Origin of the sequence: Mycobacterium sp. E2327 (genome assembly GCF_001672675.1) — a bacterium.
Taxonomy (GTDB): Bacteria; Actinomycetota; Actinomycetes; order Mycobacteriales; family Mycobacteriaceae; genus Mycobacterium.
The window spans coordinates 55,594-78,392 of the sequence record NZ_LZKE01000167.1; the positions used below are offsets into that span (position 1 = coordinate 55,594).

Genomic DNA, 22,799 nt, shown 5'->3' on the forward strand with positions numbered 1-22,799 from the left:
GTCAGGCTCCGATCGTGGCCAGCCACTCACCGTAGAACAGGGCCACGCCCAGCCCGCAGGTGATCGCGGTGAGCAGCCAGAAGCGGATGATCACCGTGGTCTCGGCCCAGCCGACCAGTTCGAAATGGTGGTGGAAGGGCGCCATCCGGAACACCCGGCGCCCGGTGGTGCGAAAGGCCAGGATCTGCAGGACAACTGAGGTGACCTCGGCGACGAACAGCGAGCCCAGCACGACGGCCAGGATCTCGGTGCGGCTGGTGACCGAGAGGCCCGCGATGATGCCGCCCAGCGCCAGCGAGCCGGTGTCGCCCATGAAGATCTTGGCCGGCGCGGCATTCCACCACAGGAAGCCGATGCACGCGCCGGCGGTGGCGGCCGCGACGATCGCCAGGTCCAGGGGGTCGCGCACGTTGTAGCAGCCGAGGCCGGGCGCGGTGACGCACGCGTTGCGGTATTGCCAGAAGGTGATCAGCACATAGGCGGCGGTGACCATGGCCATGCACCCGGCGGCCAGCCCGTCCAGGCCGTCGGTGAAGTTGACCGCGTTGGACCAGGCGCTGACGACGATGACGCAGAACAGCACGAACAGCCCGGGAGCCAGTGTGACGGTGGCGATTTCGCGCACGTAGGACAGGTTCGCGCTGGCCGGTGTGAGGCCGTTGGCGTTGCGGAACTGCAACACCAGCACACCGAAGAGCACCGCGGCGACGATCTGCCCGACCGTCTTGGCCGTCTTGTTCAGCCCGAGGTTGCGCGACCGGCGGATCTTGATCAGGTCGTCGAGGAAGCCGACGAAGCCCAGCACGGTGGCCAGGCCCAGCACCAGCAGACCCGACGCGGAGATGCCCTCGCCGTCGAACGCCAGGCCCGCCAGGTGGGTGCCCAGGTAGCCGGCCCAGATGCCGGCCAGGATCGCCACGCCGCCCATCGACGGGGTGCCGCGCTTGGTGTGGTGGGTCGGCGGGCCGTCCTCGCGGATCTGGTGGCCGAAGCCCTGACGGGTGAACAGCCGGATCAGCGCCGGGGTCAGCAAGATGGACACGGTCAGCGCGATCGCGACCGCGATGAGGATCTGTCTCACGGGCGCGCCCCGGTGTCGGCCGCCAGCGCGTCCGCGAGCGCGCCCAGGCCGGCGGCGTTGGACGCCTTGACCAGGACGACGTCGCCCGGCCGCAGCTCCGCGCGCAACAGGGCCAGCGCCGCGTCGCCATCGGGCACGCTCACTGCCTCCGCGCCCCAGGAGCCTTCCATGACCGCCGCATGGTGCATGGCGCTCATCGACCTCCCGGTTCCGACGACAACGAGTCGAGACACATCTAAGCGCACGGCGAGCCGGCCGATGCGGTCGTGCTCGGTGATCGCGTCGTCGCCGAGCTCGGCCATCTCGCCCAGCACGGCCCAGCTCCTGCGCTTTTCGCCCGCCTCGTGGGCGATCCAGGCCAGCGCCTGCAGCCCGGCCCGCATCGAGTCGGGGTTGGCGTTGTAGGCGTCGTCGATCACCGTGACGCCGTCGGCGCGGGTGGTCAGCTGCATGCGGTGGCGCGACACCGGCCCCGCCCCGGCCAGCGCGTCGGCGACCTGCTTGATGCCGGCGCCGCATTGCAGGGCGACCGCGGCGGCGCACAGCGCGTTGGTGACCTGGTGGTCGCCGAACACGCTGAGTTGTACCGGGGCGGCGCTGTCCATCGCGTGCAGGGTAAAGCGCGGCCGGGCCAGTTCGTCCAGCGACACTCCATCGGCCCACACGTCGCTCGGACCGGCATCCGTCTGGCTCGCGCGGCTGACCCGGACCACCCGGGCGGTGGTGACGTCGGCCATCGCCGCCACGGCCGGGTCGTCGACGTTGAGGATTACGACGCCGGACGACGGAACGGCTTGGGGCAGTTCGGATTTGGTTCGCGCGATGGCCTCCCGCGAGCCGAATTCACCCAGATGGGCGGTGCCGACGTTGAGGACCACGCCGATCGCCGGGGTGGCGATCTCGGCCAGCGCGGCGATGTTGCCGGGGTGCCGCGCCGACATCTCGAGAATGAGGTAGTCGGTGCGCCGCGTCGCGCGCAACACCGTCCAGGGGTGGCCCAGCTCGTTGTTGAAAGACCCCGGCGGGGCGACCACCTCGCCGAGGGGCGCCAGCACGGCGGCCACCAAGTCCTTGGTCGAGGTCTTGCCCGACGAGCCGGTGATCCCGATGATGGTCAGCCCGCCGGCGACCAGTTCGGCCGCCACCGCCCGGGCCAGCTTGGCCAGCGCGGCCAGGACCGCGGCGCCCGATCCGTCGGCGTCGTGCTCGAGCACCCCGGCCCGGGTGTCGTCCGCCCCGGTCGGGGTCACGACGATGGCGGGCACCCCGACCGGACGCGCGGCCAGCACCGCCACCGCCCCGGCCGCGACGGCCGAGTGTGCGTGATCGTGGCCGTCGGATCGCGCGCCGGGCAGCGCCAGGAACAGCCCGCCCGGGCCGACGGCGCGCGAGTCGAACTCGACGGTCCCGGTGACGCGCAGCGCGGCGGCGTCCTCTGGTGCGATGTCGGCCAGTGTGCCGCCGACGATTTCGGCGATTTGCGCGACGGTCAGGTCGATCACCGGCGGGCCTCCAGCGCGCGGGCGAGCTCCACCCGGTCGTCGAACGGGCGGGTCTCGGTGGCCCCCTGCTGCCCGGTTTCGTGGCCCTTGCCCGCGACCAGCACCACGTCGCCGGGGCCGGCCCAGGCCACCGCGTGTTCGATCGCGGCCCGGCGGTCGCCGATCTCGACAACCTGCGCCGAGCCGCCCGCCGTCCCGGACAGAATCTCCCGGCGGATGGCCGCCGGATCCTCCCGGCGCGGGTTGTCGTCGGTGACGACGACCAAATCGGCCAGCTCCGAAGCGATTTCGCCCATCGGCGCCCGCTTGCCCGGGTCGCGGTCGCCACCGGCGCCGAACACCACCGCCAGCCGGCGCTCCGGACCCGCCAGCGCGCTCAGCACCGCACGCAGCGCCTCGGGCTTGTGGGCGTAGTCGACCAGCGCGAGGAAATCCTGGCCGCGGTCGATCTCTTCCAGCCGCCCGGGGACGCGGGTTTGTAGCAGGCCCGGGGCCGCCTGCTCCGGGGAGACGCCCACCGCGTCCAGGATCGCCAGCGCCACAAGGGCATTCGCGACGTTGTAGTGGCCGGGCAGCCGGATGCCGACGCGGTGGTGCACGCCGGCGGGGTCCACCGCGGTGAACTCTTGGCCCCCCGGGCCCATCGGCGCCACGTCCACCGCGCGCCAGTCGGCGGGTTCACCGGCGGCGCTGACGGTAATCGGTTCCTCAGCGCGGGCGGCCATCGCGCGACCGGCGTCGTCGTCGATGCACACGACGGCGCGGCGGGCGCGCAGCGGCGACTCGGGGTCGAACAGCGCGGCCTTGGCCTCGAAGTAGTCGGCCATGGTGGGGTGGAAGTCGAGGTGGTCGCGGGACAGGTTGGTGAACGCGCCCACCGCGAACTCGGTGCCGTCCACCCGGCCCAGGGCCAGCGCGTGGCTGGACACCTCCATCACCACCGTGTCCACCCCCTGCTCGGCCATCGCGGCGAGCATTGCCTGCAGCGCGGGGGCCTCCGGGGTGGTCAGCGCGCTGGGGATGTCGGCGCCGTCGACGCGGATGCCGATGGTGCCGATGAGCCCGGCCGTCCGCCCGCCGGCACGCTCCGGCCGCCCCCGCCATGCCCGTCAGCCCGGCGACCGCGCCGGCGATGCCCGCTCAACCGGTGACCGTGCAGCCCACTCCGAATTACCCGGGGACCGTTCACCCCGAGCACTACGTGCCCGCCAACCCGTCACCCGCCGGACCCACCCAGGCCTTGCCGGCGCGCGCCTAGCAACAACCACTCAAAGAAGGGATCTACCTATGGACTTCGCCGCGTTGCCTCCGGAGATCAACTCCGCGCTGATGTATGCGGGCCCGGGTTCGGCGCCGATGCTGGCCGCGTCGGCGGCCTGGGACGGTTTGGCCGCCGAGTTGCGTTCGGCCGCAACCAGTTACGGGTCGGCGATCTTGGAGCTCGCCGACGCCGGCTGGCAGGGCCCGTCATCGGCAGCCATGGCAGGCGCCGCCGCGCCGTATGTGGCGTGGATGCACAGCACCGCCGCGCAGGCCGAGCAGGCCGGGATGCAGGCAGCCGCTGCGGCTGCCGCGCACGAAGCGGCCTTTGCCGCCACCGTCCCGCCGCCGCTGGTCGCCGCCAACCGCGCCATGCTGATGACCCTGGTTGCGACCAACTTCCTGGGCATCAACACACCCGCGATCGCCGCGACCGAGGCGCAGTACGCCGAGATGTGGGCCCAAGACGCCGCGGCGATGTACGCCTACGCGGCGTCGTCGACGACGGCGTCCGCGCTCGCCCCGATGGCGACGGCACCGGTCACCACGAACCTGGTGGGCCTGGCCGGCGGCGCCATCGGAACGGCCGTCAGCAATCTTCAGGGCGCCGCGCAGGGCCTGGCCAGCCAAGCGCTCATGGGGCTGTCGGCGATTCCGTCGGAACTCAACGCCGCCGGGCCATCGCTGATAAGTGGCTTCCAGTCCGGCATAGGCGAATTCGCGCAGCTGCTCAGCGCGCCGCTCGGCCAGGGCGCGGGGACGCCGGGAGCGACGACGCCGAACCCGGGCGTTATGGCGCCGACGGTCGCGCCCGCCCCGACCGTGCGGCCGGCGTTCATGCCCGCGACGCCCGCCGTGCCGACGATGCGCGTGCTGCCGGAGATGCGGGTTCCCGCCCACCTGGCGCCGGCGGCGGCGATGGGCCAGGCCAGTTCGGTCGGCGGTCTGTCGGTGCCCTCGGGCTGGACGCCGGCGTCGGCTCCAGCCGCCGAGGCGCCGGCCGTGTCACCGGTATCGGGCGCCCCTGCCGCGTCGCCGATGATGGCCCGCGGCCTTCCCGCCACCACGGTCGCCGGGTGGGCCAGCGCGGCGGGCGCCGCATGGGCGCCGTAGCCGCCCCCATACAGTGCCGAGTTACCGCCGTAGCTGAATCGCGCATAGGGATCCACGCGACCGCCGCCATAGTTGCCGCGGGCGTAACTGCCGTAACCGCCGCCATACGACGCCCGACCCGCCGGTGCAGCGCCATAGACCGGGGTGGCAGGCCGCGCGGGGGCGGGCCGAGGGGGCGCGACGTGCGTCACGCGAGCGGGGGTAGTCGGGGCCATGCGAGGGGGCGCCACGTGCGCCACCCGGACACCTCCGGCCTGCCCGGCGTTCGACGCCTCAGTGGCGGCATACGAGTTGGCGGCGAGCCCAAGGGCGTGGACGAACTCCTCGTGGATCAGGGCCGCCTCGGCGCTGATCGCCTGGTAGAGGTGGCCGTAACCGGAGAAGGCCGCCGCCGTCGCCGCCGACACCTCGTCGGCCGCGGCCGGGATGACTCCGGTGATCGGAAATGCGGCGGCCGCGTTGGCCGCGCTGACGGCGGAGCCGATAACGTGCAGCCGGCCGGCCGCCGCTTCCAGCAGCTCCGGCACGGTGACGACAAACGACATGTGGTGTTCCTCCTGATGCGAACCGCGGTGCCGAAGTCCGGCACTGCCTGACGTTGTGGAGACACACTGTCATAAATTATGAATATCTGTCTAGTCTTCAGCCGATAATTCTTGAAATTCGTCTATAGGTCGCAGTTCAAGACGCTTTGACCGCGTTTTGGCATCCGGTTACTCTGGGAGGCATGCCGAGAACCAACGCCGCCGGGTGGGGGCTGAAGCGCCTGCTCGAGGCGACGCTGAATCGCGACATCACCATCGAGCAGCTGCGTGATGCCTGCGGCGTCACGAAGGGTCGGTGGTACGGCGGTGTCGGGCGGGCGAACGCCGACGACTTTCCGGACGCCGAGGAGGCGCGGCGCGCGGCACACGCCTTCGGGCTGAGCGCCACGTGGCTGCAGGTCGAGCTCGGCCTCATCACGCTCGACGACGTGCGCGGGGCCCTGGATGAGTCGAGGTCCCTGGACCCGTTCCAGGTGACCACCCGTCAGCGCGTGCTGCAGGTGCCTAATCCGCCGGCGGAGCAGCCACGCGACTAGCGTTATTGCACGCCAAACACCCGCGACGTGACGGGAGGGATCCATGAAGCACTACATCGTCGGCGGCCTGGCTGTGGTGCTGATGGCCGGGGGGCTGATCGCCTCGGCGCCTCCGGCCAGCGCCGGGTGCGTGTACGGGGGACCCGTTATCAGCAAGTGCGACGACCCCATTCAGCCCGACGGCACTTGGCAACGTTGCGTCACCTTCACCCACCTGATACCCAGCGGCGCCAGTTCCTTCCTGGTCCCCGAAAGGCGCTGCGACTTGATGGGTCCCGGTCAGAATCCCGGGGGTTTCGGCTTCGCTGACCCGCCGACGCACCTCGACGGCTGATACTCGACGTTCCGGCGTCATCCCCCGACCGACGGCGTAGGCACCACCGTCGGCTTGAATCCGTATCGGGGAGCGGCGAAGTGCGCGACGCCGCGACCGCCCCCACTACCCATCAGCGGCACGCCGCCGATGGCATTGGTGGCGGTTTCGGCGGCGGCGGCACCCCCGAGGCCGTTGACCGTGACGACGGCGGGGCTGGCCGGTGGGGCCACACCCGCCCAGGATGCCGGGACCGACAGTCCCCCAACCGAAGTCGCCCTGCCGATTGTTGCGGCGGCGCCGCTCGCAGCGCCCGAAACGGCGTGCGGCACCGACTCGACGGCCTTGGCGGCGCCCTCGGCGGCCTTGGCGGCCTGGGGCATCGCCGCCTGAGCCAGGCCCTGAATGTCCTTGAAGGCCGTGGTGAAAAGCCTTGTGGGAGAGATCAATCGGATAAAAGCGTCGAAGCCCGAGCTGGCATCGACGGTCGCCGAACCGGTCAGTCCCTCGACCAGGTCCCCCAGCGCTCCGGCCACGATGATGCCGTCGCCGTTGGCGTTCCAGGCGTGCCCGGTCAGGCCGAGCGCGGCGGCGGGGTTGACCAGCCAGGGCGGCGAATTTGTCAGACCGGCCAGACCCAGCAGCACGTTGGGAATCCCGTAGCTGCCCTGCCCGCCGGTGGCCGCCGCGGCGGCTTGAGCGACCGCGGCGGCCTGCGCGCCCAGGCCCGACGGATCGGTGGCGGGGGCCGCCGGGCCGAACGGCGTCAACGCCGAGGCCGCCGCCGACGAACCGGCGTAGCCGTACATCGCAGCCGCGTCCTGTGCCCACATCTCGGCGTACTGCGCCTCGGTGGCCGCGATCGCCGCGGTGTTCTGACCCAGGAAGTTCGTCGCCAACAGGGACATCAACAGCGCGCGGTTTGCCGCGATCACCGGCGGTGGCACGGTGGCCGAAAACGCTGCCTCGTACGCACCGACCGCGGCCGCGGCTTGGGTCGCGGCCTCCTCGGCCTGCCCGGCGGTGCCGCTCAGCCATCCGACCTGGGAACCAGCCGCGGTCGCCATCGCCGCCGCGGCCGGGCCCTGCCATGGACCGTCGGTCAGGCCCGTGATCAGCGACCGATAGCCCGACGCCGTCGTGTGCAGCTCGGTGGCCAGCGCTTCCCAGGCGGCCGCGGCAGTGAGCATGGGCGTCGAGCCGGGACCCGAATACATCAGCGCGGAGTTGATCTCCGGCGGTAACTGCGCGAAATCCAGCATGGCTGCCTCTCGCCTAGCCCACCGCGTTGGTGTTGGCGGCTTCGGTGGCCTCGTACGAGCCGGCGCTGACGCCGAGCGTGGTCGCCAACAGCTCCCGTATCCCGGCGGCCTGAGCACTGACCTCTTGGTAAAGCCTTGCGTGCGAAGCGAACTGCGCCGCCGTGAGCATCGACACCAGGTCAGCGGCGGCGGGCACCACCCCGGTCGTCGGAGCCGCGGCGGCGGCATTTCCCGCCCGCACCAACGCATTCAGCGCATGCATTTCGTCCGCGGCGGCCGCGAGCGTGCCTGGCTGCGTGATCACGATCGACATGTGTCCTCCCAAAAATCAATCCGATCAATGGATTTCAGTCACCGAAGCAGCTCAGACGTTAGGCCCGACCCGGCAGGTCACCGCAACCCCCCTGGACCGTATTCATTGGCGGGTGGGGAAGTGTTCACTTAACTACGCCAATGTGCTGCGAGTTATGGGGATTGAATGAAAGACGTTGCAAACCAATATGATTAGAGTTCGACATGAACTTCGACCGGATTGCCACGACACGCGGTAGGCTTTGCCGACGATAAATGCGCGGCCGGGCGTAGGGTCCACACATGGTCCGCAAATCGATCGCTTTGGCCGCCGCCGGCTTGACCGTCGCCGCATTGTCGGCGTGCGACAAGCACACTGCCGCGCCGGCACCCGGCGTCAATCCGCGTCAGGTGACCGTCGTGGGCTCGGGACAGGTCCAGGGCGTCCCGGACACCTTGACCGCCGATGCCGGCATCGAATTCACCGCACCCGACGTCACCGCCGCGATGAACCAGACCAACGATCGCCAGCAGGCGGTGATCAACGCGCTCGTCGGGGCAGGCCTGGACCGCAAGGACATCAGCACCACCACGGTCACCCTGGAACCCCAATACGGCAGCGGCACCGCGACGATCACCGGCTACCGCGCGACCAACGCAATCCGGGTCAAGATCCACCCGACCGACGCCGCGTCACGGATGCTGGCCCTCATCGTCACCACCGGCGGCGACGCCACCCGGATCAGTTCGGTCAGCTACTCCATCGCCGACGACTCGCAGCTGGTCAAGGACGCCCGTGCGCGGGCATTCGACGACGCCAAGGCCCGCGCCGACCAATACGCCCAGCTGTCCGGCCTTCGGCTGGGCCGGGTGCTGTCGATTTCGGAGGTGTCCGGCAGCCAGCCCATGCCCGGCGGGCCGCCCGCGCCGCCCCGGAGCACGGCCGCGGTCCCGCTCGAACCCGGCCAGCAGACCGTGAGTTTCTCGGTGACCGCGGTATGGGAGCTGGACTAGGCGTCGTTCGTCGAGATCGACGGTGGCGCGGAAGTTCGAGTGACTTGCACGCTAGCGTCGATCTCGCTGTCCGGAATAACCGCTAACTACTGCTCGTAGACCCGGGGATCCAGCGTGCCGATGTAGGACAGGTCCCGGTAGCGCTCGTCGTAATCCAGGCCGTAGCCGACCACGAAGTCGTTGGGTATGTCGAAGCCCACGTAGGCGATCTCGACTTTGGCGCGCATCGCGTCGGGCTTGCGCAGCAGGGTGCACACCCGCAACGAACGCGGATGCCGGCTCTTGAGGTTGCGCAGCAACCACGACAGGGTCAGCCCGGAGTCGACGACGTCCTCGACGATCAGCACGTCGCGATCGTGGATGTCGCGGTCCAGGTCCTTCATGATGCGCACCACGCCCGACGAGGACGTCGACGAGCCGTAGGAGCTGACGGCCATGAACTCGAACTGGGTAGGCACTGGGATCGCGCGGGCCAGGTCGGTGACGAAAATCACCGCGCCCTTGAGCACGGTGATCAGCAACAGATCCTCGCCGGTCTGAGCGGCAAGCTCGCGGTAGTGGTTGCCGATCTCCTCGCCGAGTGCGGCGATGCGCGCCTGAATCTGCTCCGCGGTGAGCAGCACCGACTTGATATCCCCCGGGTACAGCTCCACGGGCTGCGCGGGGGTGACAGCCGGGGAGATCTGGGCCACGCCCACAGAGTGCCACGCCAACGGCCGAATAACCAATGACCGCCCCCGTTTACACAGGCTCGCGCCACATCGTCAGAACGCCGTCGCGCCGCCCGGCGATCAATCGCTCGCCGCGCAGCGCGGAGCCCACCGCGACCCCGCCCTGCCCGCGCCACGCAGTGACGAGGGTGTCGACGCCGCGAATCTGCTTATCGGTCAATCCGGTCGCGCCGCCGGCCAGCAGCCAGCCGCGGATCACCCGCCGTCGGACCGGGTCCGGCAGCGCGGCCAGCTCCCCGGCCTGAAGGCCCGCCCCCGCCCGCACCCCGGGCAGCGCCTGCGTGGCGAGCGCATCGATCAGCTCGGTGTCCTCGCGCAACGCGGTCGCGGTGCGCGCCAACGCCTCGGCCACGCCGCCGCCCAGCACGTCCTCCAGCAACGGCAGCACCTCGAGGCGCAGCCGGGTCCGGGTGAAGCGGCGGTCGGTGTTGTGCGGGTCCTGCCAGGCGGTCAACCCCAGTTCCGCGCACGCGGCGTGGGTCGCGGATCGCCTCACCCCCAGCAACGGCCGGCACCACGGCGGATCGTGCGGCCGCATGCCGGCGATCGAGCGACCCCCGGAGCCGCGGCCCAGCCCCAGCAGCACCGTCTCCGCCTGATCGTCGAGCGTGTGCGCCAACAGCACCGGGCCGTCGCCGGAGGCGCGCAGTGCCGCATAGCGGGCCGCGCGGGCCGCCGCCTCCGGGCCGCCGTCCTTGCCCACCTCCACGCAAAGCACTTGAGCGTCAACGCATCCCAGCGCGAGCGCCTGCTGCCGGGCGGTCTCGGCGACGGCGGCCGACCCGGGTTGCAGGCCGTGGTCGACGATCACCGCGGTGGTGGGCCGGAGCGGGGCGGCGACCGCGGTGAGCGCCAGGGAGTCGGGACCGCCGGATAGCGCCACGCGCCACCGGTTTCCGGTGGCGAAATAGGTGTTGGCGAAAGCCTCGACAGCCGTGCGCAGCTGCCCTACAGCACCCTGTCGATCCATCGCTGGGGGTCTTCGATCTCGGCGGGCAGCGGCAGCGTTTCGGGGTCCGACCAGATGGTGTTGAACCGCTGCATTCCGACCTTGCCCACGACGTGGTCGACGAACGCCTTGCCGCGGGTGTATTGGCTGAGCTTCGCGTCGAGCCCGAGGAACGCGCGCAGCAGCCGCTGCAGCGGCGGCTGCTTGCGATGGCGGCGCTCGTCGAATCGGCGACGGATGGTGGCCACCGACGGCACCACGACCGGCCCGACGGCATCCATTACGTGATCGGCGTGGCCCTCCAGCAGCGTCCCGAGCACCAGCAGCTGGTCCAGGGCCTCGCGTTGCGGCTCGGACTGCACGGCGCGCACCAGGCCGAGGATCCCCGAGGAGGTGCCGTCCGACGCCGCAGACCCGTCCGCGCCGTTGCCGCGGTTGCGGACGAATTCGGCGAGCCGGGTCGCCACCTCCCGCATGTCCTCGCCCGCGTCCTGGGTCAGCAGTCCCAGCGCCCTGGACATGTAGTCGGACAACCATGGGTTGGCGGTGAACTGAACCCGGTGGGTCACCTCGTGCAGGCAGACCCAGAGCCGGAAGTCGGAGGGATCGACGCGAAGCTGGCGCTCGACGGCGATGACGTTCGGATAGACCAGCAGCAGGCTGCCCTGTTTCGCGGCCGCGAACGGGTCGTACTGGCCGAGGATCCCCGACGACACGAAAGCCAGCACGGCGCCCGTCTGCGCGCCGGTGATGCGGCCGGTGAAAAACCCGCGTGGCTTGTCGGTTCCGTTGGTCATCACCCGCATCGACTCGGCGGCCGCGCCGATCCACTGCAGGCGGTCGACGATGCGGGCCGGGGGCACGTCCCCGTCGGTGATCAGGCCGGTGACTTCGCGCACGGGCGGTTCGGCTTTGGCGGACGCGCTGGTCAGCTCGTCGATCACCTGGCGGCGGGTGTAGTCACTGGCCGCCGGGCCGGGCCGGGCCAGGCGCTGACCGACCGTCGCCGCGAACTGCCAGTCGACGGCGGTCCCGAGTGTCAGGCCGGACGAGGCGGTCATGCGCACCCGCAGAACCACAGCTTGGTCGCCAGGGCGTCCATCGCATTGCGGCCGTTCGGGCCCGCGTCGTTGGACAGGAATGCGAACGTGAGCACCCGCCCGCTGCGGTCGGTCAGCACCCCGACCAGCGAATTGACCGCGGTCAACGAGCCGGTCTTGGCGCGCAGCCAGCCGGCGGGACCACGGTCGGTGGCGGCGTCGAGGAACCGGTCGCCCAGCGTCCCGCTGCCGCCGGCGATCGGCAGCAGGTCGAGCAGCGCCCGAAGCGCCGGCTGGTCCGGGCCCGCGGCCGCCTGCACCACTCCGTCGAGCGTCTTGGCGGTCAGCCGGTCGTCGACCGAAAGCCCGCTGGAATCGACCAGCCTGGCCCCGGCGGTGTCGACGTGCGCGGTGCTCAACCGGTTGGTCACCGCGTCGACGGCCCCGGCGAAGCTCTGCGGCCGGTTGATCGCGGCGGCGACCTCGCGGGCGATGCACTCGGCCAGCACGTTGTCGGAGTGGTCCATCATCTCGGACAGCCGCTGGACCAGCGGCGCGGACTGCACGACGGCCAGCTGCCGCGCGCCGGCGGGCGCCGTGGCGATCGTCACCGCGCCCGGGTCCAGGCCGAGGGCCTTGGCCAGCTCCCGGCCGGCGTCCAGCGCCGGCGTTTTGGACCGCCGCGAGTTGACCGTGGTCGGCTGGATGCGGCCGGCGTCGATCATCACCGACTCGATCGGCGCGATGTCGCCGTTGTCGACGTCGGCCGGGTCCCAGCCCTGCGCCATCGTCGGTCCGCTGAACGCGGAGATGTCCACCTGCACCGCGGTCGGGGTGACCCCGCTGCGGCGCACCTGCTCGGCGAGGTCGCTGATGCGCGCCGCACCGCGGTACCAGGTGTCCACGCCCGGCGGCGCGGCCGACAGCACCGGATCACCCGCGCCGACCAGCACGACGGGCCCCTGGGCGTTCTGGCTGCCCGCGACCACCCGGGTGCTGATCCGGGCCTGACGGTCCAGCGTCAGCAATGCCGCCGCCGCGGTCAGGACCTTGTTGGTTGACGCCGGCACCAGCGGCAGGTCGTCGGCCACCCGCCAGAGTTCCTTGCCGGTGATGGCGTCGGTGATCCGGCCGCCCAGCCGGCCCAGGTTGGGGTCGGCGGCCGTCGGCGCCAGCGCGGCGGCCACCCCGGCGGGGCTGGGCGTCTCGGCGGTGTCGGCGACCGGGACCATGCCCGGCTTGACCGTCGGCGGGCGCGGCGGCGGCACCGGCACATGCGCGGCGCCGGCCCCATGACCCCCCATGGTGAAAAACGTCGCCGCAGCGACCACCGCGGCGACGAACGCCAGCACGGCCAATCCGATGAACACCTGGGTGGATTTCCGCCAGCGAGTAGGACCCATCACTCTCCTGACTGTTTGAACCCATTCTGCCGAATCGGCCGCGATGCCCTCGACTAGGGTGATGCCCGACCCAACCGACCGACCCAGGTCCACCCCTCGTGAAGGAGCCCGCGCGGTGCAATTCGACGTCACCATCGAAATCCCGAAAGGTCAACGCAACAAGTACGAGGTCGACCACGAGACGGGCCGGGTGCGGCTGGACCGCTACCTCTACACCTCGATGGCCTACCCCACCGACTACGGCTTCATCGAGGACACCCTCGGCGAGGACGGCGACCCGCTGGACGCGCTGGTGCTGCTGCCGCAATCCGTGTTCCCCGGCGTGATCGTGGAGGCGCGACCGGTGGCAATGTTCCGGATGGTCGACGAGGCCGGCGGCGACGACAAGGTGTTGTGCGTGCCGGCCGGCGACAGCCGGTGGGATCAGATCCAGGACATCGGGGATGTGCCGCCCTTCGAGCTCGACGTCATCAAGCACTTCTTCTCCCAATACAAGGCCCTGGAACCGGGCAAGTACGTGAAGACCGCCGACTGGGTTGACCGCGCCGAAGCCGAGGCCGAAGTGCAGCGTTCGATCGAGCGGTTCAAGGCACAACCGCACCGACGCGGCTAACGCTCTGGGCGTAAGCGCTCCCCGCCACCCGGTGGCATCCTGGCGATGTGACCCCGATGTGGCATTTCGCCTCCAACTTCTGGTGGCTGATCTTCCCGCTGGGCGGCTCGATCGGCGCCGGCGTGCGGGCGGTCGTCGCCGCCAACGAGCGTCGGGCCGACCGGCGGCTGGAGCGCTACCGGCTGAAGCAGCAGGCCAAGATCGCGGCGGCCGAGGCGGCCGGGCGCAATCGGGACAACAGGGCAGGCTCGCGCCGGGAGCTCACCAAAATCATTGCGGCGCATGACCGTACCGACGCGCGGTGGTTCGATTACGAACTCGACCTCGCCAAGTTGCTGGACTTCCCGATGATGACGGACATGCGCGCCCCGCTGACCATCGCGTTTCACAAGGCGAAGCGGCGCGCGGACCTGCTGCGCCCGGAGCGGGCCGCGGACGTGGAGAGCCTCGCCGGCGATCGCGCCGCCCAGGTGGAGTACCGCGACGCCGTCCACGAGTACATCAGCGCGTTCGAGATCGCCGAGGCCGAGGCGATTCGCCGCCGCCGCAGCGACTTCTCCGAGGACGACCAGCAGCGGCTGGCGCGCGCGCAGCACCTGCTGCACCTGGCGCAGGACGAGGCGGCCACGCGCGAGGAACGACAGAGCGCCTACCTGCGGGCCACCAAGGAACTCGACGGGCTGATCGTGCTGCCGGCCCCGGCGCGGGCCGCGATCGAAAGTCGGATCGCGGGACAGATCGAGGCTTAGCTCGCCGTTGCGGCCTTGCGCCGGTTGCGCAACACGCTCCAGCCCAGGGCCGCCCCGATGAAGACGACGCCCACGCAGGCGGTGACTACCTCGGGCACCTGCCACCGCGGCTCGATGGAGACCAGCATGATCACGGACAGCGCGCCGATCGCCCAGTGCGCGCCGTGCTCGAGGTATACGTAACGGTCCAGCGCGTCCTGCTGGACCAGGTAGATGGTGATCGACCGGACGAACATCGAGCCCACCAGCCCCAGGCCCAGCGCGATGACGATCGGGTCGGAGGTGATCGCGAAGGCGCCGGTGACCCCGTCGAAGGAGAAGGCGGCGTCGAGCACCTCAAGGTAGATGAACAGCGTCAGCCCGGCCTTGCCGACCGCACTGCCGGCCGGCTTGCCGTCGGCCACTGTGTCGAGGTCCCGGGGCCGAAACGCCCGGCTCAAACCGTTGACGACCAGATACGAGATCAGTCCCAGCACCCCGGCGGTCAGCACCGTCGCACGCTCGTCGTCGGAGTGCGTCAGCTCCGTCGACACCAGGACCAGCGCGACGCCGGCCACCACCACCGAGACCTGACCGAGCCGTCCGATGCGGGCGAATGGGACCTCAATCCACTTGAGCCACTTGATGTCTCGGTCGTGAAACACGAAATCCAGAAAAAGCATCAACAGGAAGGTCCCACCGAACGCCGCGATCTGTGGGTGGGCGGCGGCGATCAGCTTCTCGTAGCTGGGCGAGCCGTCCGGGAATTCCAGCGCGCCATGCGGCGGCGGGTTGAGCGCCAACTCGAACGCGCGGACCGGTTCGAGGCCGGCGGTCGCCCAGACGATGAGCAGCGGAAAAAACAACCGCATGCCGAAGACGGCGATGAGGATGCCCAGCGTCAGGAACATCTGCCGCCAAAACGGGCTCATCCGCTTGAGGATCGCCGCGTTGATGATCGCGTTGTCGAACGACAGGGATATCTCGAGAACGGCCAGCACCATCAGCAGAAAGAGGGCGTTCGGGCCGCCGTGCAGGTATCCGATCGCGAGAGCCGCGGCGGTGACGAACAGCGAGATCCCGAAGATGCGGAACGCGGCCATGGATCCTTCCCAACAGCCGCCCACAATAGCGACGACCTCGCCGCCGCGGGCCACCGACGTCGGCGCACTTACTATTTTCAAATTGTGGCGATGCCCGAAGCCGGCGGTACCCAAGCCTCCACCGGGGCCGGCCCGGTCGCGCGTGGCAGCGTGGCCCGGGTCGCCACCGCCACCGCGCTGACCGCGCTGTGCGGGTACGCCGTGATTTACCTGGCCGCCCGCGACCTGGCGCCGCGCGGCTTTTCGATCTTCGGGGTGTTCTGGGGCGCGTTCGGTCTGGTCACCGGGGCCGCGTTCGGCCTGCTGCAAGAAACCACCCGCGAGGTCCGGTCGGAGCGCTACCTGCACGACATTGGGGCGGCCCCGGTCGGCCGCACCCATCCGCTGCGCCTTGCGGCGATGATCGGGGTGGCCGCGGCCGTCGTCATCGCCGGCAGCTCGCCGCTGTGGAGCGGGCGGGTGTTCGTCGAGGAGCGCTGGCTGTCGGTGGCGCTGCTCTCCGTCGGGCTGGCCGGGTTCTGCCTGCACGCCACCCTGCTGGGCATGCTGGCCGGGACCAACCACTGGACGTCGTACGGGGCGCTGATGGTGACCGACGCGGTCATCCGGGTAACGGTCGCCGCGGCCACGTTCGTGCTCGGCTGGGGGCTGGCCGGATTCCTGTGGGCGACGGTGGCGGGCGCGACAGCCTGGCTGATCATCCTGGCGGCGTCGCCCACGGCCCGCGCCGCGGCCCGGTTGCTGACGCCCGGCAGCACCTCGACCTTCCTGCGCGGCGCCGCGCATTCCATCACCGCGGCCGGCGCCAGCGCGATCCTGGTGATGGGATTTCCGGTGCTGTTGAAGCTGACCAGCGCCGAGTTGGGCGCCCAGGGCGGCGTCATCATCCTGGCCGTGACGTTGACCCGCGCGCCGCTGCTGGTCCCGCTGACCGCCATGCAGGGCAACCTCATCGCGCACTTCGTCGACGAGCGCAGCGACCGGCTTCGGGCGCTGCTCGCGCCGGCGGCGATCATCGGCGGCGTGGGCGCGGTCGGGGTGCTGGCGGCCGGTGTCATCGGGCCCTGGCTGCTGCGGGTCGCGTTCGGGACGCAGTACCAGGCCAGCAGCGCGCTTCTGGCGTGGCTGACGGCGGCGGCCGTGGCGATCGCGATCCTGACGCTGACCGGTGCCGCGACGGTCGCCGCGGCGCTGCACCGGGCCTACGCGCTCGGCTGGGTCGGCGCGACCGTGGCGTCGGGGCTGTTGCTGATGCTCCCGCTGGCATTGCAGACGCGCACGGTGGTCGGCCTGCTGTGCGGACCGATGGTCGGAATCGGCGTGCATCTGGCGGCCCTCGCGCGCGCCGGACGCTTAACCGGCTGATCCTGGCTACCCTTGTGCACTTAGATGGCTACTGAATCCCAAGGCGTCTGGATCGTCATTCCCGCCTTCAACGAAGCCGCAGTGATCGGCGACGTGATCGCCGACGTCCGCTCGGCCTTCGACCATGTCGTGTGCGTGGACGACGGCAGCAGCGACGGCACCGGCGAGATCGCCCGGCGGGCCGGGGCGCACCTGGTGCGCCATCCGGTCAACCTCGGCCAGGGCGCGGCCATCCAGACCGGCATCGAGTACGCGCGCCGCCAGCCCGGGGCGCAGGTGTTCGCCACGTTCGACGCCGACGGCCAGCATCGCGTCAAAGACGTGGCCGCGATGGTCGAACGGCTCGGGGTGGGTGACGTCGACGTCGTCATCGGGACCCGGTTCGGCGCCCAGGAAGGCAGCCGGCCACCGCTTTTCAAGCGGATCGTGCTGCGGACCGCCGCGCGGCTGAGCCGGCGCGGTCGCCGACTTGGCTTGACCGACACCAACAATGGGCTGCGGGTGTTCAATAAGAAGGTCGCCGATGGGCTGGACATCACCATGAGCGGCATGAGCCACGCCAACGAGTTCGTCATGCTGATCGCCGAAAACCATTGGCGCGTAGCCGAACAGCCGGTCGAGGTGCTCTACACCGACTACTCGAAGTCGAAGGGGCAGCCCCTGCTCAACGGCGTCAACATCATCTTCGACGGGTTTCTGCGAGGGAGGATTCCGAGGTGAACTGGATCCAGGTGCTGCTGATCGGGGCGATCATCGCGCTGCTGGTCTATCTGTTGCGGTCGCGCCGCAGCTCCCGGTCCAAGGCGTGGGTCAAGGTCGGATACGTGCTGTTCGTGTTCGGCGGCATCTACGCCGTGTTGCGGCCCGACGACACGACGGTGGTCGCGCACTGGTTCGGCGTGCGCCGCGGCACCGACCTGATGCTCTACGCGCTGATCATCGCGTTCAGCTTCACCACCCTGAGCACCTACATGCGGTTCAAGGACCTGGAGTTGCGCTACGCGCGGCTGGCCCGGGCGGTGGCGCTGGAGGGCGCGCAGGAGCCCGAGCCGTCGTCGAACGTGTAACCGCTGCGAATAAATCGGCCGAATTTCGCAGTCAGTGCACGCTCGGCGCAGGGGTCAGAGCGTGTGGGCCCGACGGAAGTACTCGACCGTGCGACGCACCCCGTCTTCCAGCTGCACCTGCGGGCGCCAGCCCAAAACCCGTTCGGCCAAACCGATGTCGAGGCACGAGCGCCTCAGATCGCCCAGCCGGTCCGGATGGAACTCCGGGTCGTCGGGCCCGCCGACGGCGGCGGCCACCGCCGAATGCAGTTGGCGGTCCGAAGTTTCGATGCCGGTGCCGACGTTGAACCGCTGCCCGCCGCCCGCGGGACCGGCGGCCTTGACGAACGCGTCGACCACGTCGTCGACGTACACGTAGTCGCGGGTTTTGCCGCCGTCCCCGAACACCTTGGTCGGCTTACCGGCCAGCAGCGCCTGGGCGAAGATCGCCACCACGCCGGCCTCGCCGTGCGGGTCCTGCCGCGGGCCGTACACATTGGCGGGCGCGATGTGCGAGCAGTCCAGCCCGTACAGGTTGCGAAACGTGTTCAGGTAGATTTCGCCGGCCACCTTTCCGGCGGCATATGGCGAAGAAGGATCGGTGGGCACCGACTCGGGTGTCGGGTACACCGGCGGGGTGCCGTAGATGGATCCCCCCGACGAGGTGTGCACGATCTTGCGCACGCCGGTCTGGCGCGCCGCCTCGGCCAGGCGGATGGTGCCGATGACATTGACCGACGCGTCGAACTGGGGATTGGCCACCGAGTGCCGCACGTCAATCTGGGCGGCCAGGTGAAACACCACCTCCGGCCGGTGCTCGTCGAGGATCGCTTGCAGGTCGGCCGTCACGATGTCGGCCTCGACGAAGACGTGCGCCGGGTTGTCAGCCAGGTGCTCGAGGTTGGTCGCGCGGCCGGTGGCGAAATTGTCCAGCCCCACTACCGTGTGGCCGTCGGCCAGCAGGCGGTCGACTAGCGTCGACCCGATGAATCCGGCTCCCCCGGTGACCAGTGCGCGCACCGGCCCACCATACAAGCGGGCCGCGCGCACGACCCGCGTGCCTCGAGTCGCCCTGGCCGCGGCCGCGCTGATCGTCGCGCAGTTGGCGATCCGCGCGGTGCTTGCCTTTCGCGGCTATTTCTACTGGGACGACCTGATTCTCATCGGCAAGGCCGGCACGCAGGGCCTGCTGTCGCCGTCCTATCTGTTCGACGACCACGACGGCCACGTGATGCCGGCCGCGTTCCTGGTCGCCGGCGCGCTCATCCGGTTGGCGCCGCTGGACTGGACCGGCCCGGCGATCAGCCTGTTGGTGCTGCAGCTGCTGGCCTCGCTGGCGTTGCTGCGGGCGCTGTACGTCATCCTCGGCTGGCGGTGGGTGCTGCTGTTGCCGTTGACGTTCGCGCTGTTCACTCCCCTGGCCGTGCCGGGGTTCGCCTGGTGGGCGGCGGCGCTGAACTCGCTTCCCATGCTGGCGGCGCTGGCCTGGGTGTGCGCCGACGCGATCCTGCTGGTCCGCACCGGCAACCGGCGCTACGCGCTGACCGGTGTGCTGTCCTACCTCGGCGGGCTGCTGTTCTTCGAGAAGGCCGCCGTGATTCCGTTCGTCGCCTTCGCGGTGGCCGCGCTGCTCTGGCACGTGCGCGGCGAGGGTTCGGTGCGGACGGTGTGGCGGGCGGGCCGGCGGCTGTGGATCCCGTCGCTGGCCCTCACCACCGCGTGGATTGCGCTGTATCTGGCCGTGGTGAACCAGAAGCGGTGGAGTTCCGACCTGTCGATGACCGGCGACCTGCTGTGGCGCTCGATCACGCACGGCGTGGTGCCGGGGCTGGCCGGCGGGCCGTGGCACTGGGACCGCTGGGCTCCGGCCTCGCCGTGGGCGACTCCCCCGGCGGCGGTGATGGCGCTCGGCTGGCTCGTCCTGGTCGGGCTGGTTGCGCTGTCGCTGTTGCGCAAGCAACGCATTTGGCCGGTGTGGCTGACCGCGGCGGGCTACACCGTCGCCTGTCAGGTGCCGATCTATCTGATGCGGTCGTCGAAGCAGACCGCGCTGGAACTCGCCCAGACCCTGCGTTACCTCCCGGATCTGGTCGTGGTGTTGGCGCTGCTGGCCGCCGTCGCGTTGTGCGCGCCCAACCGGACGGCCGCCGCGCGATGGCTGGACGCCTCACCGAAACGCACTGCGGCGACGGCGTTTTTGGCGGCGGCGTTCGTGGCCAGCAGCCTGTACTCGACGGCCACCTTCCTGACCAGCTGGCGCGACAACCCGGCCCAGCCCTACCTACAGAACGCGCGGGCCGCGCTGGCCGCCGCGCGCGCGTCCTCGGACGCGCCGCTGCTGGACCAGGAGGTCGACCCGCTGGTGTTGCAGCGGGTGGCCGCCCCGGAGAACCTGGCCAGCCACATGTTCGCCCTGCTGCGCGATCGGCCCGAATTCACCTCGTCGACAGGCCAATTGCGCATGTTCGACAGCTCGGGTCGGCTGATCAAGGCGCGGGTCAGCTGGATCCGCACCATCGTGCCGGGACCCATGCCGCAGTGCGGCTACTTCGCGCAGCCGGACAAGCCGGCGCGCCTGATGCTCGACGGGCCGCTGCTGCCAGCCGATTGGACCGTCGAACTGAATTACCTTGCCAACAGCGAGGGTTCGATGACCCTGTCGCTCTCCGAGGGGCCCGCCGTCAAGGTGCCGGTGCATCCGGGTTTGAACCGCGTGTTTGTCCGGCTGCCGGGCGCCGGGGACGCCATCACCGTCCGCGCCAACACCACCGCGCTGTCGCTGTGCCTGGCGTCGGGTCCGGTCGGTTTCGTCGCGCCGGCCTGACTGGGCTTCACCCCAGCACGCGCCGAGCGTGACGCCAGCGTCACGTTCGCCCTCGAGCGTGACGCCAGCGTGACATTCGGCGCACGAGAGGCATCGAAACTGCCCCGCTCACTTAGGGATTGGCCCGCTCGGAGTTAGCGGCCTGGGAGCGAAGCCCTGCGGCGACCCGCGGGAATGGAGGCGGCGCCGCGTCCCGTGGTTCGTGCTCGATGTGGGCCCATTGGGGGGGCGCGAAATACCACGACCACCTGCCCTTGGTGTAACCGATCCGTAGGTGTTCTCACTGCCATCGGCCCACACAACCTGTCATAGGAGCACGCTACGAAGGCTGAGGCGATCCGCTCGCCGGCCTGGGGAGCGGCGACGGGTTTTACGTTTCGTTAAGCGGCTTGTTTCGGATGCGCTACCGGCCTTTCAGAATCAGGCCATTAGTGCAACGATTCCCGGATGGGTGAACGCGATGCCGCCCAGGCCGCGGCATTGGTCCGGGCCTTGTGCGAGCTGATCGACGAAATGACCCGCCAGCTTGCTTGGCAAGAACACCGGGGTTGCCGGCCCGAAGCAGACGCGCTGCGACGGGACATCAACGAAGCACAAGGCCACATCAACCAGCTACAACGCCGGTACCTGGGCGACTGGGAGCAAGCGCCCGTGCGTCGGCCTGCTCCACAGGCTCGCTGAACCGGTCCGAGACCGCGCGCCGGATGAGGCGAATAGCGGAGCCACCTAGGAGAATCGAACTCCTGACCTGCTCATTACGAGTGAGCCGCTCTACCGACTGAGCTAAGGTGGCGTGCCCTGCGGGCGGCACGAGTCTACGGCAGGCGGGCTGACCCACCCAAGTCGCCGGAGGTCAATCCCGCAGTTCCTGGCCGAACGTGGCGACCATCGCGTCCACCGCGAACTTGGGCTTGACGTTGATCGCCAGCGCCTCGCGGCATTCCAGCACCGCCTCGATGCAGCGCAGCAGCTTCTCGGGTGAGGCGTGTGCGCCCAGGGCGGCCACCCGATCGGCCATGTCGGGGTGGTTCGCCTTTACGCCGCCGGCATTCGCCGACACCACGAGCGCATCGCGGAAGTACGTGGCGAGGTCGATCAGCGCCCGGTCCAGGGCATCGCGCGACGCCCGCGTCTGGCGCGACTTCTGCCGTCGCTCAAGGTCCCTGATCGCGCCCGTGGCACCCCGCAGCGCGCCCGCGGTGCCCTTGCCCGTGCCGCCGGCGCCGAGCGCCGTCCGCAGCTCCTCGGTCTCGGCCTCGGCGCGGTCCGCCGTCAGCACCACGGCCTCGGCCTCGGCCGCGGCCACCAGTTCCTCGGCGGCAGCGTAGGCGCGCGACGGGGTCGCCGCGTCGCGCACCAGGCCGAGCGCCCGCTCCCGTCGCTGCCGCGCCTCGGAATCGGTGGCGAGCCGGCGCGCCCGCCCCACATGCCCGCCGCTGACCGAGGCGGCCCAGTTGGCCGTCTCTTCGTCCAGTCCGTCGCTGTCGACGAGGACCCGCGCGATCGCCTCGGTCGGCGGGGTCACCAGCGCGACGTGCCGGCACCGGGAGCGCAGCGTGACCGCGATGTCCTCGGGGTCCACCGACGGCGCGCACAACAGGAACACCGTCGACGGCGGGGGCTCCTCGACCACTTTCAGCAGCGCATTCGCGGCGCCCTCGGTCAACCGGTCGGCGTCCTCGATCACCACGATCTGCCGGTGCCCGGTCGTCGGGCGCCGCGACGCGATCTGCACGATGGCGCGCATCTCGTCGACGCCGATGGACAGGCCCTCGGGAATCACCCGCCGCACGTCGGCGTGGGTGCCGGCCATCGTCGTCGTGCAGGCCCGGCAGCGCCCGCACCCGGGGCCGCCGTCCTCGGGGGACGCCGTGCATTGCAGCGCGGCCGCGAAGCACAGCGCGGCCACCGAGCGGCCGGAACCCGGCGGGCCGGTGATGAGCCACGCATGTGTCATAGTCCCGTCGGCCGGATCGCTGTGAGCGGGATCACCGCGGGCCGCGCGGGCCGCCGCGAGCAGCGTGGCCACCACAGCCTCCTGGCCTACCAGCCGCGTAAACACCCCGGACATCACCGGCAA

23 protein-coding genes, 1 tRNA gene and 2 pseudogenes are annotated in these 22,799 nt (G+C 70.4%); 12 read left to right on the forward strand and 14 right to left on the reverse strand.

Annotation, left to right across the window (positions count from 1 at the left end):
* Window position 1: 1 nt before the first annotated feature.
* The 3 genes and pseudogenes from mraY to A5712_RS19915 all read right to left on the reverse strand — a co-directional run.
* Entirely contained in the window at window positions 2-1,081 is a 1,080-nt protein-coding gene (gene mraY / locus A5712_RS19905; RefSeq protein WP_068108516.1) for a phospho-N-acetylmuramoyl-pentapeptide-transferase, read from the reverse strand.
* A complete protein-coding gene (gene murF, locus A5712_RS19910) occupies window positions 1,078-2,583 on the reverse strand; it encodes a UDP-N-acetylmuramoyl-tripeptide--D-alanyl-D-alanine ligase (RefSeq protein ID WP_068108519.1) in 1,506 nt (501 codons plus the stop codon). The genes mraY and murF overlap by 4 nt, the downstream gene beginning before the upstream one ends.
* A pseudogene (locus A5712_RS19915) lies at window positions 2,580-3,668 on the reverse strand (UDP-N-acetylmuramoyl-L-alanyl-D-glutamate--2,6-diaminopimelate ligase); the annotation flags it as partial. The gene murF and the pseudogene A5712_RS19915, both read right to left, overlap by 4 nt.
* A 47-nt stretch (window positions 3,669-3,715) precedes the next feature.
* Here A5712_RS19915 and A5712_RS32365 point away from each other — a divergent pair.
* The gene (locus A5712_RS32365) at window positions 3,716-3,841 is read left to right on the forward strand and encodes a hypothetical protein (RefSeq protein WP_255404414.1); all 126 of its coding nucleotides are present in this window, start codon (window positions 3,716-3,718) and stop codon (window positions 3,839-3,841) included.
* A 29-nt stretch (window positions 3,842-3,870) separates the two neighbouring features.
* Window positions 3,871-4,956 (forward strand): PPE family protein, encoded by a 1,086-nt coding sequence (locus A5712_RS32090; protein ID WP_068108522.1) that lies wholly within the window; start codon window positions 3,871-3,873, stop codon window positions 4,954-4,956.
* Window positions 4,957-5,279: 323 nt separating this feature from the next.
* Here the strand turns inward: A5712_RS32090 and A5712_RS32730 are convergent.
* Window positions 5,280-5,501: pseudogene (locus A5712_RS32730) on the reverse strand (PE family protein); the annotation flags it as partial.
* 182 nt (window positions 5,502-5,683) lie between these two features.
* Between A5712_RS32730 and A5712_RS19925 the strand changes: the two are divergent.
* Complete coding sequence (locus A5712_RS19925; protein WP_068108525.1) at window positions 5,684-6,037, forward strand: hypothetical protein; 354 nt, start codon at window positions 5,684-5,686, stop codon at window positions 6,035-6,037.
* 43 nt (window positions 6,038-6,080) lie between these two features.
* Window positions 6,081-6,371: a hypothetical protein gene (locus A5712_RS19930; protein WP_068108529.1), complete on the forward strand. Its 291-nt coding sequence runs from the start codon at window positions 6,081-6,083 to the stop codon at window positions 6,369-6,371.
* Between the two features lie 17 nt (window positions 6,372-6,388).
* On the opposite strand, the gene A5712_RS19935 is transcribed toward A5712_RS19930, so the two are convergent.
* Both A5712_RS19935 and A5712_RS19940 read right to left on the reverse strand, forming a co-directional pair.
* The gene (locus A5712_RS19935; RefSeq protein ID WP_068108532.1) at window positions 6,389-7,612 is read right to left on the reverse strand and encodes a PPE family protein; all 1,224 of its coding nucleotides are present in this window, start codon (window positions 7,610-7,612) and stop codon (window positions 6,389-6,391) included.
* 13 nt (window positions 7,613-7,625) lie between these two features.
* Window positions 7,626-7,925, reverse strand: a complete 300-nt coding sequence (locus A5712_RS19940; RefSeq protein ID WP_068108534.1) for a PE family protein — start codon at window positions 7,923-7,925, stop codon at window positions 7,626-7,628.
* Window positions 7,926-8,206: 281 nt separating this feature from the next.
* Between A5712_RS19940 and A5712_RS19945 the strand changes: the two genes are divergently transcribed.
* Window positions 8,207-8,917, forward strand: a complete 711-nt coding sequence (locus tag A5712_RS19945; protein ID WP_068108536.1) for an SIMPL domain-containing protein — start codon at window positions 8,207-8,209, stop codon at window positions 8,915-8,917.
* A gap of 86 nt (window positions 8,918-9,003) precedes the next feature.
* Here A5712_RS19945 and hpt read toward each other — a convergent pair whose 3' ends face one another.
* The 4 genes from hpt to dacB are packed head-to-tail and all read right to left on the reverse strand — an operon-like array spanning window position 9,004 to window position 13,040.
* Window positions 9,004-9,615 carry a hypoxanthine phosphoribosyltransferase gene (gene hpt / locus A5712_RS19950; RefSeq protein WP_068108538.1) on the reverse strand — a complete coding sequence of 204 codons (612 nt, stop codon included), beginning with the start codon at window positions 9,613-9,615 and terminating at the stop codon, window positions 9,004-9,006.
* Between the two features lie 43 nt (window positions 9,616-9,658).
* Complete coding sequence (gene tilS, locus A5712_RS19955) at window positions 9,659-10,618, reverse strand: tRNA lysidine(34) synthetase TilS (RefSeq protein ID WP_068108540.1); 960 nt, start codon at window positions 10,616-10,618, stop codon at window positions 9,659-9,661.
* Window positions 10,597-11,658: a zinc-dependent metalloprotease gene (locus A5712_RS19960; protein ID WP_068108708.1), complete on the reverse strand. Its 1,062-nt coding sequence runs from the start codon at window positions 11,656-11,658 to the stop codon at window positions 10,597-10,599. Before A5712_RS19960 ends, tilS begins: the two co-directional genes overlap by 22 nt.
* Entirely contained in the window at window positions 11,655-13,040 is a 1,386-nt protein-coding gene (gene dacB / locus A5712_RS19965; protein ID WP_156766662.1) for a D-alanyl-D-alanine carboxypeptidase/D-alanyl-D-alanine-endopeptidase, read from the reverse strand. Before dacB ends, A5712_RS19960 begins: the two co-directional genes overlap by 4 nt.
* A 115-nt stretch (window positions 13,041-13,155) precedes the next feature.
* Between dacB and A5712_RS19970 the strand changes: the two genes are divergently transcribed.
* Both A5712_RS19970 and A5712_RS19975 read left to right on the forward strand, forming a co-directional pair.
* The gene (locus A5712_RS19970) at window positions 13,156-13,653 is read left to right on the forward strand and encodes an inorganic diphosphatase (protein ID WP_068108544.1); all 498 of its coding nucleotides are present in this window, start codon (window positions 13,156-13,158) and stop codon (window positions 13,651-13,653) included.
* Between the two features lie 56 nt (window positions 13,654-13,709).
* Window positions 13,710-14,402, forward strand: a complete 693-nt coding sequence (locus A5712_RS19975; RefSeq protein WP_068108548.1) for a hypothetical protein — start codon at window positions 13,710-13,712, stop codon at window positions 14,400-14,402.
* Here the strand turns inward: A5712_RS19975 and A5712_RS19980 are convergent.
* Window positions 14,399-15,484 carry a DUF475 domain-containing protein gene (locus tag A5712_RS19980; protein WP_068108552.1) on the reverse strand — a complete coding sequence of 362 codons (1,086 nt, stop codon included), beginning with the start codon at window positions 15,482-15,484 and terminating at the stop codon, window positions 14,399-14,401. The two genes, A5712_RS19975 and A5712_RS19980, sit on opposite strands and share 4 nt — an antisense overlap.
* Before the next feature lie 90 nt (window positions 15,485-15,574).
* Between A5712_RS19980 and A5712_RS19985 the strand changes: the two genes are divergently transcribed.
* From A5712_RS19985 to A5712_RS19995, 3 genes are read left to right on the forward strand one after another with little or no spacing between them, the layout of a single operon-like run.
* On the forward strand, window positions 15,575-16,849 hold the full coding sequence (locus A5712_RS19985) for a hypothetical protein (protein ID WP_068108555.1): 1,275 nt from the start codon (window positions 15,575-15,577) through the stop codon (window positions 16,847-16,849).
* Between the two features lie 24 nt (window positions 16,850-16,873).
* Window positions 16,874-17,569: a glycosyltransferase family 2 protein gene (locus A5712_RS19990; protein ID WP_068108558.1), complete on the forward strand. Its 696-nt coding sequence runs from the start codon at window positions 16,874-16,876 to the stop codon at window positions 17,567-17,569.
* Window positions 17,566-17,916, forward strand: a complete 351-nt coding sequence (locus A5712_RS19995; protein WP_068108560.1) for a DUF2304 domain-containing protein — start codon at window positions 17,566-17,568, stop codon at window positions 17,914-17,916. The genes A5712_RS19990 and A5712_RS19995 overlap by 4 nt, the downstream gene beginning before the upstream one ends.
* Window positions 17,917-17,970: 54 nt before the next feature.
* Here A5712_RS19995 and A5712_RS20000 read toward each other — a convergent pair whose 3' ends face one another.
* Entirely contained in the window at window positions 17,971-18,915 is a 945-nt protein-coding gene (locus tag A5712_RS20000) for an NAD-dependent epimerase/dehydratase family protein (protein ID WP_068108565.1), read from the reverse strand.
* Between A5712_RS20000 and A5712_RS20005 the strand changes: the two genes are divergently transcribed.
* On the forward strand, window positions 18,881-20,719 hold the full coding sequence (locus A5712_RS20005; RefSeq protein ID WP_231982178.1) for a hypothetical protein: 1,839 nt from the start codon (window positions 18,881-18,883) through the stop codon (window positions 20,717-20,719). The two genes, A5712_RS20000 and A5712_RS20005, sit on opposite strands and share 35 nt — an antisense overlap.
* A 447-nt stretch (window positions 20,720-21,166) precedes the next feature.
* Complete coding sequence (locus A5712_RS30955; protein ID WP_156766663.1) at window positions 21,167-21,400, forward strand: hypothetical protein; 234 nt, start codon at window positions 21,167-21,169, stop codon at window positions 21,398-21,400.
* 39 nt (window positions 21,401-21,439) lie between these two features.
* On the opposite strand, the gene A5712_RS20015 is transcribed toward A5712_RS30955, so the two are convergent.
* A tRNA-Thr gene (locus tag A5712_RS20015) sits at window positions 21,440-21,512 on the reverse strand.
* Between the two features lie 60 nt (window positions 21,513-21,572).
* Complete coding sequence (locus A5712_RS20020; RefSeq protein ID WP_068108571.1) at window positions 21,573-22,790, reverse strand: DNA polymerase III subunit delta'; 1,218 nt, start codon at window positions 22,788-22,790, stop codon at window positions 21,573-21,575.
* Window positions 22,791-22,799: the final 9 nt, after the last annotated feature.

Excerpts from the sequence above, each read along its gene's own strand:
- A5712_RS20020 (WP_068108571.1), bottom strand. The coding sequence starts at position 22,790 with ATGTCCGGGGTGTTTACGCGGCTGGTAGGCCAGGAGGCTGTGGTGGCC.
- A5712_RS19975 (WP_068108548.1), top strand. The coding sequence starts at position 13,710 with ATGTGGCATTTCGCCTCCAACTTCTGGTGGCTGATCTTCCCGCTGGGC.
- A5712_RS19990 (WP_068108558.1), top strand. The coding sequence starts at position 16,874 with ATGGCTACTGAATCCCAAGGCGTCTGGATCGTCATTCCCGCCTTCAAC.
- A5712_RS19980 (WP_068108552.1), bottom strand. The coding sequence starts at position 15,484 with ATGGCCGCGTTCCGCATCTTCGGGATCTCGCTGTTCGTCACCGCCGCG.
- A5712_RS19945 (WP_068108536.1), top strand. The coding sequence starts at position 8,207 with ATGGTCCGCAAATCGATCGCTTTGGCCGCCGCCGGCTTGACCGTCGCC.
- A5712_RS19985 (WP_068108555.1), top strand. The coding sequence starts at position 15,575 with ATGCCCGAAGCCGGCGGTACCCAAGCCTCCACCGGGGCCGGCCCGGTC.
- A5712_RS19940 (WP_068108534.1), bottom strand. The coding sequence starts at position 7,925 with ATGTCGATCGTGATCACGCAGCCAGGCACGCTCGCGGCCGCCGCGGAC.
- A5712_RS20005 (WP_231982178.1), top strand. The coding sequence starts at position 18,881 with ATGAATCCGGCTCCCCCGGTGACCAGTGCGCGCACCGGCCCACCATAC.
- A5712_RS19960 (WP_068108708.1), bottom strand. The coding sequence starts at position 11,658 with ATGACCGCCTCGTCCGGCCTGACACTCGGGACCGCCGTCGACTGGCAG.
- A5712_RS19935 (WP_068108532.1), bottom strand. The coding sequence starts at position 7,612 with ATGCTGGATTTCGCGCAGTTACCGCCGGAGATCAACTCCGCGCTGATG.
- A5712_RS19930 (WP_068108529.1), top strand. The coding sequence starts at position 6,081 with ATGAAGCACTACATCGTCGGCGGCCTGGCTGTGGTGCTGATGGCCGGG.
- dacB (WP_156766662.1), bottom strand. The coding sequence starts at position 13,040 with ATGGGTCCTACTCGCTGGCGGAAATCCACCCAGGTGTTCATCGGATTG.
- A5712_RS32090 (WP_068108522.1), top strand. The coding sequence starts at position 3,871 with ATGGACTTCGCCGCGTTGCCTCCGGAGATCAACTCCGCGCTGATGTAT.
- tilS (WP_068108540.1), bottom strand. The coding sequence starts at position 10,618 with ATGGATCGACAGGGTGCTGTAGGGCAGCTGCGCACGGCTGTCGAGGCT.
- A5712_RS19925 (WP_068108525.1), top strand. The coding sequence starts at position 5,684 with ATGCCGAGAACCAACGCCGCCGGGTGGGGGCTGAAGCGCCTGCTCGAG.
- A5712_RS32365 (WP_255404414.1), top strand. The coding sequence starts at position 3,716 with ATGCCCGCTCAACCGGTGACCGTGCAGCCCACTCCGAATTACCCGGGG.
- A5712_RS30955 (WP_156766663.1), top strand. The coding sequence starts at position 21,167 with ATGGGTGAACGCGATGCCGCCCAGGCCGCGGCATTGGTCCGGGCCTTG.